Origin of the sequence: Bradyrhizobium sp. 170, from assembly GCF_023101085.1 — a bacterium.
In the GTDB taxonomy this organism is placed as follows: domain Bacteria; phylum Pseudomonadota; class Alphaproteobacteria; order Rhizobiales; family Xanthobacteraceae; genus Bradyrhizobium.
In genome coordinates this window covers 6,313,391-6,332,617 of record NZ_CP064703.1, presented here as the reverse complement: position 1 = coordinate 6,332,617, position 19,227 = coordinate 6,313,391, and the positions used below count along the sequence as shown (strand labels likewise).

The 19,227-nt window shown below is 63.1% G+C and carries 18 protein-coding genes; 7 read left to right on the top strand and 11 right to left on the bottom strand.

The annotated features are described in order from the left end of the window. Window positions 1-80: 80 nt before the first annotated feature. The 4 genes from IVB05_RS29565 to IVB05_RS29550 all read right to left on the bottom strand — a co-directional run bounded on the left by IVB05_RS29565 (window position 81) and on the right by IVB05_RS29550 (window position 3,920). Entirely contained in the window at window positions 81-923 is an 843-nt protein-coding gene (locus IVB05_RS29565; protein ID WP_247779473.1) for a transglutaminase family protein, read from the bottom strand. A gap of 64 nt (window positions 924-987) precedes the next feature. Next, complete coding sequence (locus tag IVB05_RS29560; RefSeq protein ID WP_247779471.1) at window positions 988-1,500, bottom strand: SgcJ/EcaC family oxidoreductase; 513 nt, start codon at window positions 1,498-1,500, stop codon at window positions 988-990. A gap of 40 nt (window positions 1,501-1,540) precedes the next feature. Then, window positions 1,541-2,485 carry an alpha-E domain-containing protein gene (locus tag IVB05_RS29555; protein WP_214488697.1) on the bottom strand — a complete coding sequence of 315 codons (945 nt, stop codon included), beginning with the start codon at window positions 2,483-2,485 and terminating at the stop codon, window positions 1,541-1,543. Between the two features lie 16 nt (window positions 2,486-2,501). After that, complete coding sequence (locus IVB05_RS29550; RefSeq protein WP_247779469.1) at window positions 2,502-3,920, bottom strand: circularly permuted type 2 ATP-grasp protein; 1,419 nt, start codon at window positions 3,918-3,920, stop codon at window positions 2,502-2,504. A 219-nt stretch (window positions 3,921-4,139) separates the two neighbouring features. Here IVB05_RS29550 and IVB05_RS29545 point away from each other — a divergent pair, with 219 nt between their 5' ends. The 3 genes from IVB05_RS29545 (at window position 4,140) to IVB05_RS29535 (ending at window position 6,246) form a co-directional block, all read left to right on the top strand. After that, on the top strand, window positions 4,140-4,880 hold the full coding sequence (locus IVB05_RS29545; protein ID WP_247779467.1) for a molybdopterin-binding protein: 741 nt from the start codon (window positions 4,140-4,142) through the stop codon (window positions 4,878-4,880). Window positions 4,881-4,986: 106 nt separating this feature from the next. After that, a complete protein-coding gene (gpt, locus tag IVB05_RS29540; protein WP_247779465.1) occupies window positions 4,987-5,493 on the top strand; it encodes a xanthine phosphoribosyltransferase in 507 nt (168 codons plus the stop codon). 135 nt (window positions 5,494-5,628) lie between these two features. Beyond that, the gene (locus IVB05_RS29535) at window positions 5,629-6,246 is read left to right on the top strand and encodes a hypothetical protein (RefSeq protein ID WP_247779463.1); all 618 of its coding nucleotides are present in this window, start codon (window positions 5,629-5,631) and stop codon (window positions 6,244-6,246) included. Between the two features lie 124 nt (window positions 6,247-6,370). Here IVB05_RS29535 and IVB05_RS29530 read toward each other — a convergent pair whose 3' ends face one another. Then, entirely contained in the window at window positions 6,371-7,393 is a 1,023-nt protein-coding gene (locus IVB05_RS29530; RefSeq protein ID WP_247779461.1) for a methionine synthase, read from the bottom strand. 116 nt (window positions 7,394-7,509) lie between these two features. On the opposite strand from IVB05_RS29530, the gene IVB05_RS29525 reads away from it, so the two are divergent. From IVB05_RS29525 to IVB05_RS29515, 3 genes are all read left to right on the top strand, one after another. Continuing rightward, entirely contained in the window at window positions 7,510-8,211 is a 702-nt protein-coding gene (locus IVB05_RS29525; RefSeq protein WP_247779460.1) for a glutathione S-transferase N-terminal domain-containing protein, read from the top strand. A 175-nt stretch (window positions 8,212-8,386) separates the two neighbouring features. Further along, window positions 8,387-8,995, top strand: coding sequence for a 2-hydroxychromene-2-carboxylate isomerase (locus IVB05_RS29520; protein WP_247779458.1), 609 nt, complete (start codon window positions 8,387-8,389; stop codon window positions 8,993-8,995). After that, a complete protein-coding gene (locus IVB05_RS29515) occupies window positions 8,995-9,969 on the top strand; it encodes an NADPH:quinone oxidoreductase family protein (RefSeq protein WP_247779457.1) in 975 nt (324 codons plus the stop codon). The genes IVB05_RS29520 and IVB05_RS29515 overlap by 1 nt, the downstream gene beginning before the upstream one ends. A gap of 87 nt (window positions 9,970-10,056) precedes the next feature. Here the strand turns inward: IVB05_RS29515 and IVB05_RS29510 are convergent, their stop codons facing one another. The 6 genes from IVB05_RS29510 to IVB05_RS29485 all read right to left on the bottom strand — a co-directional run bounded on the left by IVB05_RS29510 (window position 10,057) and on the right by IVB05_RS29485 (window position 17,233). Further along, window positions 10,057-10,731, bottom strand: a complete 675-nt coding sequence (locus IVB05_RS29510) for an alpha/beta fold hydrolase (RefSeq protein WP_247779456.1) — start codon at window positions 10,729-10,731, stop codon at window positions 10,057-10,059. Continuing rightward, on the bottom strand, window positions 10,728-11,618 hold the full coding sequence (locus tag IVB05_RS29505) for a crotonase/enoyl-CoA hydratase family protein (protein ID WP_247787086.1): 891 nt from the start codon (window positions 11,616-11,618) through the stop codon (window positions 10,728-10,730). The genes IVB05_RS29510 and IVB05_RS29505 overlap by 4 nt, the downstream gene beginning before the upstream one ends. A 169-nt stretch (window positions 11,619-11,787) precedes the next feature. Then, the gene (locus tag IVB05_RS29500) at window positions 11,788-13,212 is read right to left on the bottom strand and encodes an amidase (protein WP_247779455.1); all 1,425 of its coding nucleotides are present in this window, start codon (window positions 13,210-13,212) and stop codon (window positions 11,788-11,790) included. Further along, window positions 13,205-14,377, bottom strand: coding sequence for a M20 aminoacylase family protein (locus IVB05_RS29495; protein ID WP_247779454.1), 1,173 nt, complete (start codon window positions 14,375-14,377; stop codon window positions 13,205-13,207). The genes IVB05_RS29500 and IVB05_RS29495 overlap by 8 nt, the downstream gene beginning before the upstream one ends. Window positions 14,378-14,382: 5 nt before the next feature. Further along, window positions 14,383-15,918 carry a M81 family metallopeptidase gene (locus tag IVB05_RS29490; protein WP_247779452.1) on the bottom strand — a complete coding sequence of 512 codons (1,536 nt, stop codon included), beginning with the start codon at window positions 15,916-15,918 and terminating at the stop codon, window positions 14,383-14,385. 184 nt (window positions 15,919-16,102) lie between these two features. Then, window positions 16,103-17,233, bottom strand: a complete 1,131-nt coding sequence (locus tag IVB05_RS29485; protein ID WP_247779450.1) for a M20/M25/M40 family metallo-hydrolase — start codon at window positions 17,231-17,233, stop codon at window positions 16,103-16,105. A gap of 404 nt (window positions 17,234-17,637) precedes the next feature. On the opposite strand from IVB05_RS29485, the gene IVB05_RS29480 reads away from it, so the two are divergent. After that, the gene (locus IVB05_RS29480; RefSeq protein ID WP_247779449.1) at window positions 17,638-19,221 is read left to right on the top strand and encodes an ABC transporter substrate-binding protein; all 1,584 of its coding nucleotides are present in this window, start codon (window positions 17,638-17,640) and stop codon (window positions 19,219-19,221) included. The last annotated feature ends 6 nt before the right edge of the window (window positions 19,222-19,227 follow it).

The following is a 19,227-nucleotide window of genomic DNA, read 5'->3' as shown; positions in this document are numbered from 1 at the left end:
CTCACCGCGGGGGGCCGCCTCGCGATGGATTCCGGGCTCTCGCTTCGCGAGCCCCGGAATGACGACGGAGAGAGAGTGCTTTACGACTGCGACTGGCTCTGCCACTGGCCCGGCCGCCCGGCCTGCTCGACCCGGACCGCCACCGTCAGCGTCTCCGCACCCCCGCCATAGCGGGTGCCGCGGACCGGCGCGGCGCCGAGGTAGTCGAGCCCGATGGCGACACGGGCATGGGCGTCGGTGGTGCAGAGGCCGTTGGCGGCATCGAAGCCGACCCAGCCGAGGTCAGGCACGAAGGCTTCCGCCCAGGCGTGGCCGGCCTGCTGGTGCACGGTGCCGTCAGAGCGCAGGAAGTGCCCGGAGACGAAGCGCGCCGGAACGCCGCCGGAGCGGGCGCAGGCGATGAAGATGTGCGCATAGTCCTGGCAGACACCGCGCTTGAGCGCAAAGGCTTCGGCCGCCGACGTGCCCGAATTGGTGGGGTCCTCGTCGAACGTCATGTGTTCGTTGATCTGCACCATCAGCGCATGCAGGAAGCCGAGCACGTCGCCGTCGGACTCCGAGCGCAGCTCGCGGGCAAACGTCGCCATCGCCGGATTGACTTCGGTGAGCGCGGTCTGGCGCAGGAACAGGCTCGCCGGGAACCGCTCGTCGGTGCCGCGCAGCACGCCGCCGGTGTCGTGGGTCTCGATCAGCCCCTCGACACGGATGGTGAGGTCGGCGATCGGCCCGTGCGTCAAGACATGCGTGACATTACCGAACGCGTCCTGGTGCATGTCGAGCCGTGAGTCGGTTGAGACGTCGATCTGCCATTCGGCGACATACTGCCCGTCATGGCTACCGGGCGTCATGCGCAGGATCTGGATCACGCCGGAGGCCGGCGGCTCGTAGCGATAGCTGGTGGAATGGGCAATTCGCAGGCGCATGGTTGAACCCGGTTCGGATCGTCTTGCCCGGGCATAGCAGTCTGCCCAGACAGCGTAAACTTGTCTATTGCCTGGTCGCGGCTCGCGGCGAGGAATGGTGATGCGCGATCATCCAACGGCCTTCTCGCTTCACGACTACCATCGTGAAGCGAGAAGGGCGGGGTTCGTAATTCTGCTCTTTTCGCGCAAAATCGTAGAACCCCACAACAATTACGGCCTCGGGACCAAGAACAATCACATCTCTCTCCTTGATGGTGTTCTTGCGCCCACCCTTGTCAAGGGCCACGAAATATTCCCGGATTTCCTCGGTCCCGCGGGTCGCAGCCTGGTCGGTCGTCCCGAGAAGCAGGGCGTCCGGAGCGTAGAGTTTCACCAGGGCATTACGATCGTTGGCGCTGTAGGTTGCCGACCATTGATCGACAATTGCGCTGGCCTCGTCCGCAGGTCCCGCGAGGGCCGACGTTGCCGCCAGCACAAGTGAAGTGCAGAAAGCCCGAGCTAGCTTTCTCATGCGCTCCTCCCATGTATCAGGCTTGAGAATAGCACAAGGCTGTGCCGCGAGGGCGACCAGGCTCATGGGGAAACATTCAAAGGCTGCGCGATGGCTCTCCAGAAGCTTAAATCAAATACTGCCGGGTGATGATCTCACCGAGCCGCGCATTATCCGAAATGAATTCCTGAATGAACTCATGGACGCCGTGCTGGAAGATATCGTCCATATGGCTGTGTTCGAGCCGGTTGCGGACGCCGCGGGCGTGGCGCTGGGAGGCGCCCTGGCGGCCATAGGCGACGCCGATCTGGTCGAGGTTGCGCACGAGGTTGCTGTAGCAGCTCGCCAGCGAACGCGGCAGGGTGTCGTTCAGGATCAAAAGGTCGGCGATCAGCCAAGGTTTCAGCGTCTCGCGATAGACCCAGTGATAGGCCGTCAGCGCCGACACCGAGCGCAGGATCGAGGTCCACTGGTAGTAGTCCAGCGGGCCGCCGACGTGTTCCTCCTCGGGCAGCAGCACGTGATACTTCACGTCGAGAATGCGGGCGGTGTTGTCGGCGCGCTCCAGATGTAGCCCCAGCCGCGAGAACCAGTAGGCGTCGTTGCGCAGCATGGTCCGGTAGGCCGAACCGTCGAACCGCAGTGAAGTCTCCTGCACGAAACGTAGAAACCTCGCCAGTTCCTCGCGGCTGGAGGTGCCTTTGCCCCAGACCTCCTGCAATTCGATCCAGGCCGAGTTGATGGTGTCCCACATCTCTGAGGTCAGCGCGGTTCGTACCGAGCGCGAATTGAGCCGCGCGGCCTCGATGCAGTTCTTGATCGAGGAGGGGTTGGACGGCGAGAACGCCAGATACTCGACGACGTTCTGCTCGTTGGCTTCCTGATAGGCCTCGTAGAAGCTCGCGCTGACGCCGGCGGTCAGCAGCGCCGATTCCCACTCATTGGTCTTGCCGATATAGGCGGCGGGAAGTGCGGTGACGCGCAAGGTCGCGTCGATGGTGCGCGCGATATATTCGGCGCGCTCGACGTAGCGGGCCAGCCAGTACAGATTTTCGGCAGTGCGCGACAGCATACGAAAATTTCGCTCTCTATTCGTCCAGTATCCAGGTGTCCTTGGTGCCGCCGCCCTGGCTCGAATTGACCACCAGCGAGCCTTCCTTCAGCGCCACCCGCGTCAGCCCGCCCGGTACGATGGTGACGTGCTTGCTGCCGGTCAGCACGAACGGCCGCAGATCGACATGGCGCGGCGCGAGGCCGGAGGCGGTGCAGGTCGGGCAGGTCGAGAGCGCCAGCGTCGGCTGGGCGATGAAACCTTCGGGCTCGCGCTTGAGTTTGTCGCGGAACGCCTCGATCGTCGCCTTGGTGGCGGCGGGACCGATCAGCATGCCGTAGCCGCCGGAGCCGTGGACTTCCTTCACGACCAGTTCGCTCAGATTGTCGAGCACGTAGGCCAGATCCTTCGGCTCGCGGCAGCGCCAGGTCTGCACATTCTTCAGGATCGGTTCTTCGCCGAGATAGAATTTTACGACCTCGGGCATGTAGGAATAGATCGCCTTGTCGTCGGCAATCCCGGTGCCGACCGCATTCGCCAGCGTGACGTTGCCGGCCGCATAGGCCGACATCAGCCCGGGCACCCCGAGCGCCGAATCCGGGCGGAAGGTCAGGGGGTCGAGGAAATCGTCGTCGACGCGGCGGTAGATCACGTCGACGCGTTTGAGGCCCTCGGTGGTGCGCATGAACACCTCGTCGTTCTTGACGATGAGGTCGCGGCCCTCGACCAGCTCGATCCCCAATTTGTCGGCGAGGAAGGAGTGTTCGTAATAGGCGGAATTGTAGACGCCGGGTGTCATCAGGGCGACCGTCGGCTCCGCCGAGGCCGAGAACGGCGCCACCGAGCGCAACGCCGAGAGCAGTTCGTCGGGATATCGCTCCACCGGCGCCACGCGGTGGCGGGCGAACAGGTCCGGAAACAGCCGCATCATGATTTCGCGGTTTTCCAGCATGTAGGAGACGCCGGAGGGCGTCCGTGCATTGTCCTCCAGCACGATGAAATTGTCGGCGTCGACCCGGACGATATCGATGCCTGCGATGTGCACGTAGACGTCGTGCGGCACGCTCTGGCCGTTCATTTCCGGGCGGAACACCGGGTTCTGGAAGATCAGGTCGTCGGGAATGATGTTGGCGCGGAGGATGTCGCGGCCGTGATAGATGTCGCGCAGGAACATGTTGAGCGCGCGGACCCGCTGCTTCAGGCCCTTTTCCAGCAGCGTCCATTCCTTGGCCGCCATGATTCGCGGGATCACGTCGAAGGGGATCAGTCGCTCCTGGGCTTCGGCGTCGCCATAGACCGCGAAGGTGATGCCGATCCGGCGGAACAGCAGTTCCGCCTCCTGCCGGCGATATTCCAGGGCGTCCGGAGGCGTCTCCTTCAGCCAGCGGGAGAGCTCCCGATAGGCCGGGCGGAGGTCGCCGCCGGGCCCGTTCATTTCATCGAAGGCAACTGCCATAAATCCTGACTATCTCTCGAAGCCATGCGGCACAGTGCATGACTTCACGGGATGGTAGCAAGGCTCGGGCCAGCGCGATATGCATTGGCTTGCGGCATTTCGTGTGGGTAGCCTGCCGCGCTGCCCTAAAAAAGGGCTGCCGGGTGCTTATTTCGGCAGCAAACCCCGTGACTTGAATGCGTTGCTTGCGCAAGGTACGGGGACAGGTGGGGAGAAGTCATGAGCGAGATCGTCACGGCGGGTATTCTGGTCATTGGCGACGAGATCCTGTCCGGCCGGACCAAGGACAAGAACATCGGCTTCATCGCCGAGTACCTGACCAACATCGGGATCGACCTCAAGGAGGTCCGCGTCGTCGCCGACGACGAACCCGACATCATCACCGCCCTTGATGCACTGCGGCATCGCTACGATTACGTCTTCACGACCGGCGGCATCGGGCCGACCCACGACGACATCACCGCGGACAGTGTTGCGAAGGCGTTCGGCGTCCGCATCGACCATCACCCGGAGGTGGTGGCGCGCTTCCGCGAGCGCTGGACCGAGCAGGATCTGAACGAGGCGCGGCTGCGCATGGCGCGCGTCCCCGATGGCGCCGAGCTGATCCAGAGCGCCACCATCCTGGCGCCGGGCTTCAAGCTCGGCAACGTCATCGTGATGGCCGGCATCCCATCGATCATGCAGGCAATGATGGACATCGTCGCTCCCAAGCTGAAGTCGGGCGTGCGGATGCTCTCGGACTCGGTCCGCGCCAATGCGCGGGAAGGCGACATCGGCGGGCCGCTGCGGGAGATCGCCAATGCGCACCCGGACACCATCATCGGCAGCTATCCGTTCATGGACGAGGACAAGAAGCCGAATACCAACCTCGTCGTTCGCTCCCGCGATCCCGAAAAGCTCAACGCCGCGATGGCCGCGGTGAAGGAGATGCTGGCGAACCTGAACATCGCCGCCCGGTAGCGGCGGCTGGTGTACGAACAACCAGGGTGGTTGGCGACCAGCGATATGGCAACGTCATCATTATCAGGAGAACAAAAGTGACCACCTGTTCTGGAGCGCGTTCGTGATGGAGCGCGAAAAAGCCACTCCGCCGCCGGAGAAAGCCTTTCCGGTTTCCTGGGACCAGTTTCACCGGGATTGCCGTGCGCTGACCTGGCGGCTCAACGAGGTCGGGCCGTTTCACGCCATCATCGCGATTACCCGCGGCGGGCTGGTGCCGGCGGCCATCGTGGCGCGTGAACTCGGCATTCGCATCATCGATACCGTCTGCATCGCCAGCTACGACCACACAAGGCAGGGCGACCTGCAGGCGCTCAAGGGCGTTTCGACTGAGGTGGCAAAACTCGGCGGCGGCACGGGCAAGGGACTGTTGATCGTCGACGACCTCGTCGACACCGGCAAGACTGGGCGGCTGGTGCGTTCGATGATGCCGGACGCGCATTTCGCGGCCGTCTACGCCAAGCCGCAGGGCAAGCCGCTGGTTGATACGTTTATCACCGAAGTGTCGCAGGATACCTGGATCCACTTTCCCTGGGATACTGCGCTGTCGTTCCAGCCGCCGATCCGTCCGTGACGGCGGGGGGGTGATCCAACCACCGTCATTGCGAGGAGCGCCAGCGACGAAGCAATCCATACCGCCGCGGGTGGGGAGAGATGGATTGCTTCACTGCTCTCGCAATGACTGACGTGGCTAACGACTGAGCCTTTCATGCCCCTTCAAAACCGCGTCACGCCCACCGGCGACATCATCGCCACCCCGCATCGCGGCCTGTTCACCGGCAACCGCGGCATCATCCACGATCCCGCGACGAAGACGTTATTGAAGAAACGCTGGTCGAGCCCGGCCTGGATCACCTGCGTCTGCGAGTTCAGGGGCTGGCGGCGCAAGGTGATGGGTGGGCGGAGCTGGACTGAGCTGTTCTTTCTCGACGAGGCAACCGCATTCGCGGCCGGCCACCGCCCATGCTTCTTCTGCCGCCGCGACGATGCCAACCGGTTTCGCGCAGCGTGGGAGAAGGGCAATGGCGTTGCGGATATTCGCGCGCGGGAGATGGACAGTGTGTTGCATGGCGAGAGGCTGGAGCGCAGGAAGAAGCGGTTGCATCCACTGCCTGTACCGGTGGAGCGTTTGCCCGACGGCGCGATGGTGCAGCGAGGTGAGGAGAGCTTTCTGATGGTGCAGGGCAGGGCGTTGCAATGGTCGATGGGTGGCTATCAGATGGTGGATGGAGCGATCGAGGACGCGATGCTGCTGACGCCACCATCAACGCTGCGCGCACTGGGTGCAGGGTATCGACCGGTGCTGCATCCGAGTGTGGCGGGTTAGATTCTTTCGGTCGTCATTGCCTGCGACAAACGCGAAGCGTTGCGCAAGGGAGCGAAGCGACGAAGCAATCCATACCTCCGCAAGCGGCGATACGGATTGCTTCGCTTCGCTCGCAATGACGGAGCTACCCCAATCGCTCCCTCGCCAGCTTCGCGCCAGCACCCAGCGCCGCCAGCTTTGCTTCCGCGATATCGCGCCGCATCGGCGCCATGCCGCAATTCGTCGTCGCGACGATGTTGCTCTTCGGCACGAATTTCGACACCGCCTCAATGACCTTCACGACATCCTCGGCGGTCTCCACCGTGTCGCTGGCGACGTCGATGACGCCGGCCTGGACGACCTTGCCGGGGAGCAGCGCCAGCAAATCCAGCGGCACCTTCGAATTACGGCACTCGATCGCGACCTGCTGGATCGGGCTTTTCGCGATCGCCGGGAAAATATCCTCGTACTGCCGCCACTCGCTGCCGAGCGTTTCCTTCCAGTCGGTATTGGCCTTGATGCCGTAGCCGTAGCAGATGTGCACGGCGGTGGTGCAGGTCAGGCCTTCGGCGGCACGCTCCAGCGCCTTGATGCCCCAGTCGGAGACTTCATCCATGAACACGTTGAAGGCGGGTTCGTCGAACTGGATCACGTCGACGCCGTCGGCCTGCAGCGCCTTGGCTTCGTTGTTGAGCAACTCGGCGAAGGCGAACGCCATCTTGACCTTGTCGCCGTAATATTTGTCCGCGACGGTGTCGGCGATCGTCATCGGCCCGGGCAGGGTGAATTTCAGCTTGCGGGTGGTGTGGGTGCGGGCGACGCGGGCTTCATCGGCATGGACGCGGCCCTTCAGCGTCAACGGCGCGACCACTTGCGGCACCATCGCCTTGTAGCGGTCTTTCCTTATGCCCATCTCGACCTTGTGGGCGAAATCGATGCCCTCGACCTTCTCCAGAAAACCGTGGACGAAATGCTGCCGGGCCTGCTCGCCCTCGGTGACGATATCGACGCCGGCATCCTCCTGCAGCTTCACCGCCAGCATGGTGGCGTCGCGCTTGGCGCGGGCGAGCTCGTCGCCTTTGGATTTCCAGGGGGCCCAGAGCGTATTGGGCTCGGCCAGCCATTCCGGCTTCGGCAACGAGCCTGCGATGGTGGTTGGAAACAGCATGGGAGCCTCCCGGTCGGTTCTGATTGAGCGCCTGTCTGCCATGTCTTATGATCGAGGTACAGAACAACGAAAGTCGGCATTGTGGGGAATATTCCGCATCGGCAGCTAGGGGAGCCATGATCGACCTGCACTACGCGCCGACGCCCAACGGCTGGAAAATCTCGATCATGCTGGAGGAACTCGGGCTTCCCTATCAGGTCATTCCAGTCAACATCCGGGCCGGCGAGCAGTTCAGGCCGGAATTTTTGGCGATCAGCCCGAACAACCGCATTCCGGCCATCGTCGACCGCGCACCTGGCGATGGCGGCGAGCCGATCCCGGTGTTCGAGACCGGGGCGATCCTGATCTACCTCGCTGACAAGACCGGGCGCTTCCTGCCGAAGGAAACGCGGGGCCGCTCTCGCGTCATGGAATGGCTGATGTGGCAGATGAGTGGGCTCGGGCCCATGCTCGGCCAGCACGGCCATTTCGCGCTCTATGCGGCAGAGAAAATCCCGTACGCGATCGAGCGCTACCGCGACGAGGCGGTGCGGCTCTACCGCGTGCTCGATACCCAATTGGGCAAGACCGGCGCCTATGTCGCCGGCGATTATTCGATCGCCGACATCGCATGCTTCCCATGGACCATGACCCACAAGGCGCAGGGCTTTACGCTTGACGATTACCCGAACGTCAAGCGCTGGTACGCTGACGTGCGCGCGCGGCCGCAGGTGCAAGCGGGGCTCGCGATCGGCAAGTTCGTCAAGGAGCCGTTCGATGAGGAGGCGCGGAAGAATATGTTCGGGGCGCGCGCGAAGGAGTTGGCGGGAAGGAAGTAGAGTGCCGCCGCGTCGTCATTGCCTGCGACAAACGCGAAGCGTTTGCGCAAGGGGAGCGAAGCGACGAAGCAATCCATTCTTTCTTCGGGCGGAGCGATGGATTGCTTCGCTTCGCTCGCAATGACGGTGGAAACGTTAGTCGCAAGAATATAATTGCAATAACAAGGAAAACCCCATGCTCGAATTCTTCTTCGACTGCTCCAGTCCCTGGACCTATCTCGCCTTTCACAACATCCAGCCGCTCGCCAAGGAACTCGGCGTCGAGATCAATTGGCGGCCGATCCTGGTCGGCGGCATCTTCAATACCGTGAACCCGAGCGTCTACGCGCAGCGCGAGACGCCGGTGCCGCTGAAGGCGCGCTACATGAAAAAGGATCTCGCCGACTGGGCGCGCTCTGCGGGGCTTGCGATCAAGATGCCGCCGACGGTATTTCCGGTGAACAGCGTCAAGGCGATGCGCGGCTGCATCTGGCTCGGTAACGACATGGTGCCGTTCGCCACTGCGGTGTTCGAGGCCTATTGGGGTGGCGACAAGGACATCTCGCAGGATTCGGTGCTGACGGAGATATGCAAGAAGGCCGGCATCGACCACGTCAAATTCTTCGAGGGCATCGGCCAGCAGGCGATCAAGGACCAGCTCAAGGCCAATACGGATGAGGTGATGGCGCGCGGCGGCTTTGGTTCGCCGACGATCTTTGTCGACAAGACCGACATGTACTTCGGCAACGACCGCATGCTGCTGATCCGCGAAGCGCTGGAGCGCCTGAAAGCGCGGGCCGCCTGATGCCGAAGGCTGTCGTTTGCCGCGAGCTTGGGCCGCCCGAGAACCTGCGCCTGGAAACGTTTGACGCCGCACCCCTGGCGCCGGGCCAGGTGCGCATCGCCATCCGCGCCGCCGGGTTGAATTTCCCCGACGTTCTGATGGCGGCGGGCGAGTATCAACTCAAGCCGCCGCTGCCGTTTACGCCGGGTATGGAAGCCGCCGGCGATGTCGTCGAGGTCAACGCGGCCGAGGGCGTCGCTGTGGGTGACCGGGTGATCGTCAAGATGCGGCACGGTGCTTATTCCGATGAAGCGGTCGCTACGCCCTCGCAGCTCGTAAAACTGCCGTCGACGTTCGACTACGCCGAGGGCGCGACATTTCTGGCCGGCCACGGCACAGCCTATCATGCGCTGATCGATCGCGGCCGGCTTCAACCGGGCGAGGTGCTGCTGGTGCATGGCGCCGGTGGCGGCGTCGGGCTCGCCGCCGTCGAGATCGGCAAGATGCTGGGGGCGACGGTGATTGCGACGGCGTCAAGCGACGAAAAACTCGCGATTGCGAAAGCGAGGGGCGCCGATCATCTCGTGCGCTACGATCAGGAGCCGTTCCGCGATGCCGTCAAGCGCATCACCGACGGGCAGGGCGCGGACGTGGTGTTCGATCCCGTCGGTGGTGAGGTGTTCGAGAATTCGATGCGCTGCATCAACTGGGGCGCGCGGCTGCTGGTCATCGGCTTCACCGGCGGCATCGGTCTTGCCAAGACCAATCTTCTGATGATCAAGGGTGCGAGCGTGCTCGGTGTTCGTGCCGGTGAAGCGGTGCGGAGAAATCCCGCGCTCGGCGAGGTCAGGATCAAGGCGCTGACGGAATGGGCGGAAGCGGGAAAGGTGCGTCCGAATATCTCGCACCGGTTGCCGTTGGAAGATTACGCGAAAGCGATGCGGCTGCTGATCGATCGAAAGGCGATCGGGCGGGTGGCGCTGACGATGGGGTGAGGTCGCAGGGTGGGCAAAGGCGCGCTTGCGCCGTGCCCACCATTTCCGCGTTGTGCAAGATGGTGGGCACGCTTCGCTTTGCCCACCCTACGATCCAAACTTCCCGTCTTGAAGAAACGAAATCGTCTGCCCGATCGCAACTGAATTCCGCACCAGCCACGGATGCGACGCCCCGACCACGACATGATCCGCCATGCCGTTGAGTTTGGTATTCTCCACCGACACCCGTCCATCATGTGGCTTCGGCAGCATCGTCCCAGCCACTGGATCGATCGACCGGTTTCCGGCGATGATGCCGACGGGATAATCGACCGGAGGGAGCATTGCATCGTCCACTGCGCTCCGCTGCGTGCCAAGCTGCTGTCCGGCAGGTCCGAAAAAAGCGCGATAAGGCTTGAAATGCCTGAGGAGATCGGCGATCTCGCTGCCGCAGTTCGGCGTGCCGAGCATGACGACGCGGCCCAGGCGCTTGGGCCGATATCTGGCAATGTGGACCCGCGCCAACAATCCGCCCATGGAATGGCAAACGAAATGGATGGAGCCATCGATGCTATCCGCAAAACGCTGGATGGAGGGATGGATGTCCTCGGCCAGCGCTTCCAGCGCCTTGTGGCGGCTCGCATAGTCCAGATTGAGCGTTGCGAAACCTGTGCCTTCCAGCGCCGCCTGCATCTTTCGAAACGATCGCGCCGTCCTGCTGATGCCGTGCAGCAGGACGGCGCCGTCTTGCGCCGCGTTGGCCGATGCGGGCCGGCCGCTCACTTATACTCGCGCTCTGGCCACCACGGGAAATAGTCGGGCATGTCGCTGGAAACCTTGTTCTTGAACTCGGCCGGGCGCTTTTCCAGGAACGACACCACGCCTTCCTTGACGTCGTCGCTTCGTCCGCGCGCGTAGATGCCGCGGCTGTCGACCTTGTGGGCTTCCATCGGATCGTCGGCGCCCATCATGCGCCACATCATCTGCCGGATCAGCGCCACCGACACCGGCGCAGTCTTTCCGATGAATTCCTTGGCGAGCGCGCGCGCCGTCGGCGACAGATCATCCGGCGGCACCACCTTGCTGATGAGGCGGCCGGCCAGCGCTTCTTGGGCCGGGAACACGCGCCCCGAATAGCACCATTCCAGCGCCTGCGAGATGCCGACGATGCGCGGCAGGAACCAGCTCGAGGCGGCCTCGGGAACGATGCCGCGCTGGGAAAACACGAAACCGAAGCGCGCGGCTTCGGAGGCGATACGGATATCCATCGCAAGCTGCATGGTGACGCCGATGCCGACGGCGGGGCCGTTCACCGCCGCGATCACGGGCTTCAGGCACTTGAAGATCCGCAGGGTCACCTGGCCGCCGCCGTCGCGCACCATGGGATCGCTGTAGTCGACCGCGCCGCTGGCAAGCCGCTTTACCGGACCACGCCGCGCGTCGCGGTCGAAGGTATTGGCGCCAGACGAGAGGTCGGCGCCGGCGCAAAAGCCGCGGCCTGCGCCGGTGACGATGATGGCGCGGACATTGTCGTCCTTGTCGGCCGCGTCGAAGGCGTCGATCAGTTCCTGCTGCATCGTGCCGTTGAAGGCGTTGAGCTTGTCGGGCCGGTTCAGCGTGATGGTGAGAATCTGATCTTCGACCTCGTACTTGATGGTCTCATACGCCATGGGGTTGTTTCCTTCCTGTGTTCTTTTGTCGGTCATTTCTAACTCGTCATTCCGGGGCGCGCCACTTGGCGCGAACCCGGAATCCATGCATCCACGACTTCGATCGCATGTGTGTGCGCATGGATTCCGGGTTCGCCGCTTCGCGGCGCCCCGGAATGACGGATAGAGGTTACTTCTTCGGCGGCGACGGCCACGGCCGCTGCGGGCCGCGCAGGCCTTCGAACGCCTTGGCCATGCCGAGCACGCCGAGATCGTCGAAGCGGCGGCCGACGATCTGCACGCCGATCGGGAAACCCTTCGCGTCGTAACCGCCATTGAGCGAGATCGCGGGATTTTCGGACATATTCCACGGCACGGTAAAGCCGATGTGCTCGAACGGCTTGTCGGGGTCGTTGATCGGCGCGGCGAATTCGGCCGGGAAGTTCACCACCGGCGACACCGGCGAGATCACGTAGTCAAGGTCGCAGAACAGCTTTGCGGCCGCCGCGCGGATCGCCATCGTGGCGTTGAAGCCCCTGATGACGTCGACGCCGGAAAGTCTTGCTCCGGCTTCCGCCCATGTGTGGATGTAGGGCAGTACCTTGCCGCGTTCCTCGGGCGAAAGTTTTGAGAGATCATCCCACATTCGCGCCCGAAAGAAATTGTCGATCCCATCGAGCATCTCGCGCGTCAGGATGCCGTCGACCTCGGTGACGACGGCGCCGGCGGACTCGAACGCCTTGGCGGCTTTGACGGCAACGCTTCGCACGTCGCTTTCGAGCGCCTGGCCTGCACCGGCATCGAGCATCAGGCCAATGCGCAGCTTGCGCGGTGACTTGTCGAGTGTCTTCCAGTGAATGCTGCTGTCGGCCGGCAGGCTCATGCCGTCGCGGCGGTCCGGCTTCGACAATACGCACATCATCAGCGCCGCATCGTCGACGGTGCGGGTCATCGGCCCGGCGACGCGGCCGACATAGGGCGGATCGTACGGAACGCGCCCAAAACTCGGCTTCAGTGCGACGAGGCCGCACCACGAGGCCGGCAGCCGCACCGAGCCGCCGATGTCGGTGCCGAGATGCAACGGGCCGTAACCGGCCGCGCCTGCCGCGCCCGCGCCGGAAGAGGAGCCGCCGGGATTCTTGGCCAGGTCCCAGGGATTGCGGGTGAGGGGATGGAAACTGGAGAGGCCCGACGACAGCATGCCGTAGTCCGGCATCGTCGTTTTGGCGAAGATGATTGCGCCGGATTCACGCAGCCGCGCGGCGGGCGGCGCATCTTTCTCCGCCGGTACAAGCTTGACGCTGGCGGCACCCAGCGGGATCGGCTGACCTTTGGTGGCGATATTGTCCTTGATGGTGACGGGCACGCCGTCGAGCGTGCCGGTTGGTTCGCCCCTCTGCCAGCGATCGGTCGATACCTTTGCGGCGGCGCGCGCGGCGTCGGGATCGAACAAATAGAGCGCCTTGATGTGCGGTTCCCATGCCGCGACATGCTCAATCACTTCCTCCAGCACTTCCGATGGCGAGAACTGCTTGGCGCGATAGCCGGCGATCAGGTCGACGGCGGAAAGGTCATGCAGCGAGGTGATCTCTTCTTCGGCGGCTGGTTTATGCATGCGAACCTACCGGGAGACGGGTTTCGATGATGCGGGCGAACATGCTGGCGCCGATCGGCAGAATCTTGTCGTCGAGGACGTAGCCGGGATTGTGCACCGGCACCGAGCCGTCATGGCCGATCCAGAAATAGGCGCCGGGCACCACCTGCATCATGTCGGCGAAATCCTCGCTGCCCATTTTGGGCGTCGAGCGCGTCAACACATTGGCCGGATCGACGATCGTCTTCGCCACCTCCTCGACCACCTTGGACTGTTCTTCCTCGTTGACCAGCACGCTGAAACCATCGCGGATATCGACGGATATTTCGCACTGGAAGGTCGCGGCAATGCCGGCGCTGATCGTGCGCATGCGTTCACGGATCAGCGCGCGCACGCCGTCGTCGAACGCGCGCACCGTGCCGCACAGCTTGGCGTCGCCGGGGATTACATTATAGGCGGAGCCCGCGTGAATCTGGGTGATCGACATCACCGCCGCCTTCAAGGGATCGACGTTGCGGCTGACGATGGTCTGCAACGCCTGCGCCAGTGTCGTCGCGATCACCACCGCGTCCTTGGAGCGTTCCGGCATCGCGCCATGTGCGCCGTAGCCCTGGATAGTGATGTCGAAGAAATCGGCGCCGGCCATCGCAGGTCCCGGCAGGATCGCGATCTCGCCGTGGTTGAGGTCGGGCGCGTTGTGCAAGCCATAGACCTCGTCGCAGGGGAATTTCTGGAACAGGCCGTCCTTGATCATGGCGCGTGCACCGCCGAGGCCTTCCTCGGCGGGCTGGAAGATGAAATGCACGGTGCCGTCGAAATTCCTGGTCTCGGCCAGATAGCGCGCGGTGCCGAGCAGTATGGTGGTGTGGCCGTCATGGCCGCAGCCGTGGAAGCGGCCGGGAATGGTCGAACGCCATTTCAGGTTGGTATTCTCTTCCATCGGCAGCGCATCCATGTCGGCGCGCAGGCCGATGCGCTTGCCGCCACTGCCCTTGCCCTTGAGCACGCCGATCACGCCGGTGCCGCCGAGGCCGCGATGCACCTCGATGCCCCATCCCTTCAGCTTCTCCGCGACGATGCCGGAGGTACGCACTTCCTCGAAGCCGATCTCGGGATGGGCGTGCAGGTCGCGTCTGATGGCAGTGAGTTCCTCGGCATAGCCGTCGATGCGGTCGATGGTGGGCATGTCTGTTATCCCGTGACTTTAGATGTTGAGCGAGATGGAGCGGATGGGGTGAAGGCAGGGCCGTTCGGCTTGATGCGGATGCCCGGACGCAGCCGTGTCCAGGGCAGCGCCGCCGTATCGGCCGGCATCGCGCCGGGCGCGGCGCAGATCAGCAGTTTTTCGGCGATCGGTTCGAAATCGGCGCGGAAATGCACCGAGCTCTTGTTGACCAGGATTTTCTGTTCGGTCGGCTCGATGCCGACATAGCGGTACATCGACTGGTCCGCGAGCTGCGCCTTGTAGGAGCCGACGACCACTCTGATATCACCGATGCGCAGGCAGGCGGACAGTCCCATATCCATGTCGCGTCCGCGATAATAGGGGCCGGACGCCACGAATTTGCCGTCGGACAGTTTTTCGACGACGAAAGTTTCCCTGTACGGCGCGTCGCCGGGAATGCCGGACTTGCCGCCGAGATCCAGCGTAACCGTGGCGCCGACGCCGACCGCATGCGCAGCGATAGCCGACTCCGGATCGTAGATCACGCCGGTGGCTGCACCGATTGCCCTGTTGCGAACCAGCGCGCGCAGCATGCCCGTGGTGTCGGAATCGCCGCCGGCGCCGGGATTGTCCTGGGTGTCGGCGATGACGATCGGCTTACTTGCCGATTTCGCCAGATCCATCGCGAGGCGCACGCCATCATCGGGCGAATAGATGCGGCCGTCGAAATCGTCCTCGTGGCTCTCGACCAGCGCCACCAGTTTGTCGGCTGCGGCATCCGCATCGGCCTGCGTCCGGCCGTAGGCAAACACGCTCGGCCCGCAATCCCTGAAGTCCGCCGCCGGGAAGCCCGGCGCAAAGGACAGGGTCGGCACTGCGTCGCTCTCCAGCGCCGCGAGCTTCTGATAGATGCCCTTGGTCGGCTGGTCGTTGGTGCATTGCCAGGAGATCGGGATCAGGAACGGCAATTGCCGGAACGCTTTTGCAAAACGCTGCCCCGTCTTCAGCATCAGCGCGAGGTGTCTTGCACAGGCGCGGCCGGTGTCGGCCATGTCGATGTGGGGGTAGGTACGGTAGGCGATGAGTGCGTCGGCATGCTCCATCATCTCGGGCGAGACATTAGCATGGAGGTCGAGGCTCACGACCAGCGGCAGGTCCTTGCCGATCACCTTGCGCACGCGGGCAAGCGTTTCGCCTTCGCCGTCGTCGTAATGTTCGGTGACCATGGCGCCGTGCAGATCGAGATAGACGGCATCGATCGGTCCAGCCGCCGCGATGCCGTCGACCATCTCCTTCATGACGCGTTCGAAGGCATCGTTGGTGACATGCGCCGATGGGACCGCGGCCGCCGAGATCGTCGGGACCAGCTCCCAGCCATTGGCCTCGGCCTCCTCGACGAAGCCAGCGAGGCCGACATTGATCTTGCGCATGACCTTGAGGACATCGGCGCCATGCGCCATCGACGGCCAGCCGCCGCCATGGACGAAATCCTCGTATGTCGCCTTCGTCGGCGCAAAAGTGTTGGTCTCGTGCAGAAAGGCGCCAACGGCGATGCGGGTCATCAAGTCTCTCGGTCAATGCTTTTCGTTGGGGGGACGTTAAGCGTGACATCGTGGCAAGCGCAAGCTGCGAAGCAATTCCGTTTTGCATGCCGCCCCACCGTCATTGCGAGCGAAGCGACTCGTCCGCCGTAGCTCAATGAGCGAAGGCGGAAGCAATCTATGCTGCGTCTTGCGGTGCGTTAGATCACGTCAGCGTCGCCAGCAATCCGGCCATCAAACGGCCACGCTCGGCGAGGCTGTCGACCTCGATATGTTCGTTGAGCGTATGAGCGTCCGCGCCACGAACACCCAAGCCATCAAGGGTGGGGATGCCCATGGCGCCCGTAAAATTACCGTCGGAGCCGCCACCGGCGCTGCCATGCGGGAGCTCGACGCCCATTTGCCTGGCCACGTTGCGGGCGTGTTCGTAAAGCGCCATCGTGCCGGCATCGGGTTCCCACACCGGCCGGGTCACACCACGGGTGACCCTGAACGTGACATCGTTGCTGCTCCCGGAAAGCGCGAGCATCCGTTCGACGCCGCGATCGAGGTCGGCCTGTCGTTTGGCCATGCTGAGCGCCTCGCCGGTGCAGGTGGTGGCAACGCAATTGACCCATTGGCCGCCATGCACGATGCCGACCGAGAAAGTGCAATCTTCAGTCGTCATGCCGTCGATAGCGATAATCTGGCGTGCCATCTCGCGGATCGCGGAACGGCCGGCGGAGAGCGTGGCGCCGGCATGGCTCGGCTTGCCGACGGCTTCGAGATTGAAGCGCGCAATGGCGTAACGTCCGGTGACGACGCCGTTGTTGAGCCGGCCGGGTTCCGGCACCAGCACATATTTGTTGCGGGCGGCTTCGGCTTCGATGATGTCGCGGGTCGATGGCGTGCCAACCTCTTCGTCCGGCGTGAACAGCACGGTGATCGGCAGCGGCGTCGTGAACGCGGCGCGGGCCAGTTGCCGGATCGCTTCAAGGGTGAGGTAGTTGCCACCCTTCATGTCGAAGATGCCCGGGCCGTAGCATTTGTTGCCTTCGCGCCGCCATGCCAGCTTTTCCAGCGTGCCGACGGGATGGACGGTATCGAGATGGCCCGCGATCAGAATACCAGGCTCGCCCTGCTTCGGGTGAGGGAAGCGCGCGCGGACGCAGCCGGCAAAACCCTGCCGTCCGGCGATGCGTTCGATGGTCGCACCCATGATGGCCATTTCGCGCGCCGCAAGGTCGAGCATACGATCGACCGCACGCGCATCCCAGGTGGGGCTTTCGCATTCCACCCAGGCCCGCAACCCCTGCAGCATGGACTCGGAATCAAAGGGAAGGTTGGCAGGGTTCATATGGGTCCTCCCGGTTGGGCCGGAATGTTTGGGTTCGGTGTGGACCCGTTACGAGAAGGACCGGCGGCGGATTTGTAAAGGGAAAACATGGCACGTTCGGACCTTCCCGGTGCGCGGTAGGGGCAACGGTAATTCTGGCATCATTCTTGATTGTAGGTTTGCGAGAAGGCGTGTTGGCGGAGCTGAACCAGGGCAGCACTCCATCCAATGGCAGGCAGAGGCCGGCCACGGAGGGACCTGTCCGGAGGGCTGTCCTGATTTCTGCCTGAGCGCCGGCGTCACCAGTGTCGTCGGGTCAAAAGGGTGTTGTGAAGCTGAATATCGACCCTATAGTCCGGTCATAAACCGGGCAGGGGCCCGAACAATAGGCGTTCGGGCGTCGAGACGACAACGGAGGTGAAGGAATGAACGCGTTCAGAAAAGCAATTCTTGCTGCGACTTGCGTCGGCAGCTTGATGGTTGTTGCGGCAGCGCCTGCGCTTGCGCAGACCACGTTACGCGCCGTCATGCATTCGGATCTGAAGATCCTGGATCCGATCTGGACCACGGCCTACATCGTCCGCAACCACGGTTACATGATCTACGACACGCTGCTCGCACAGGATGAAAAGGGCGAGATCAAGCCGCAGATGGTGGAGAAGTACGAAGCCGCGGCTGATGGCAAGGGCTACACCTTTACGCTGCGCGACGGCTTGCTGTGGCATGACGGCAAGCCGGTGACGTCGGAAGACTGCATCGCCTCGATCAAGCGCTGGGCGGTCAAGGACTCGCTCGGTCAGAAGATGATGACCTTCGTCGACTCCATCGACGCGGTCGATGCCAAAACTTTCACCATCAAGCTCAAGGAACCGACCGGCCTCGTGTTGCTTGGCCTGTCAAAACCGTCGTCCAACGTGCCGTTCATGATGCCCAAGCGCGTCGCCGAGACGGATCCCAACAAGCAGATCGAGGATTTCACCGGCTCCGGCCCCTTCGTCTTCGTCAGGGATGAATGGAAGCCCGGCGACAAGACCGTCTACGTCAAGTTCGACAAGTACAAGCCGCGCGCCGAGCCGGCCTCGGGTCTTGCCGGCGGCAAGCTCGCCAAGGTGGATCGCGTCGAGTGGCGCGCCATTTCCGACGCGCAGCAGGCGATCAACGCGCTGAGCAAGGGCGAGATCGATTACATCGAGCAGCCCAGTCACGATCTCCTGGGGACTTTGAAGAAAGATCCCAACATCGCGATCGTCCAGGTACCGCAAATCAAGGCGCAGTACGTCTTCCGCCCCAACCACCTGCACAAGCCGTTCGACAATCCGAAAATCCGCCAGGCGCTCTGGTACGCCTTCAACCAGGAAGACTTCCTGATGGCGACCATCGGCGACGAGAATTACATCAAGGCGTGCAAGGCGTTGTTTATTTGCGACACACCGTTTGGCACGACCAAGGGAACAGACGGAATTCTCACCTCGAACGTGAAGAAGGCGCAGGAACTCCTTAAGGAAGCGGGTTACGACGGCACGCCGGTGTTGTTAATGCATTCGACGGACCTGAAGGCCCTGACCAACCTGGCGCCGGTGGCGAAGTCTTTGATGGAGAAGGCCGGCTTCAAGGTCGACATGCAGTCGATGGACTGGCAGACCTTGGTTGCGCGCCGCGCCAAAAAGGATCCGCCGAGCGCCGGCGGCTGGAATGCCTTTCTCACCGCCTGGGTCGTCGCAGACGTGATGAACCCGGTGTCCACCGCCTACGTGAACGCAGCCTGTGACAAGGCGTCGTTCGGCTGGCCGTGTGACGAGACGATGGAGAAGCTGCGCGACGACTTCGCGCGCACGACGGATCTGGCAAAGCAGAAGGACATCGCGGAAGCGGTCCAGAAGCGCAACATCGAGATCACGGCCGAGATTCCGGTGGGCGAGTACGTGCAGCCGATCGCCATCCGCAAGAACGTCAAGGGCTTGCTGATGGCGCCCGTGCCGGTGCATTGGAACATCGAAGTAACGAAGTGATGTGAA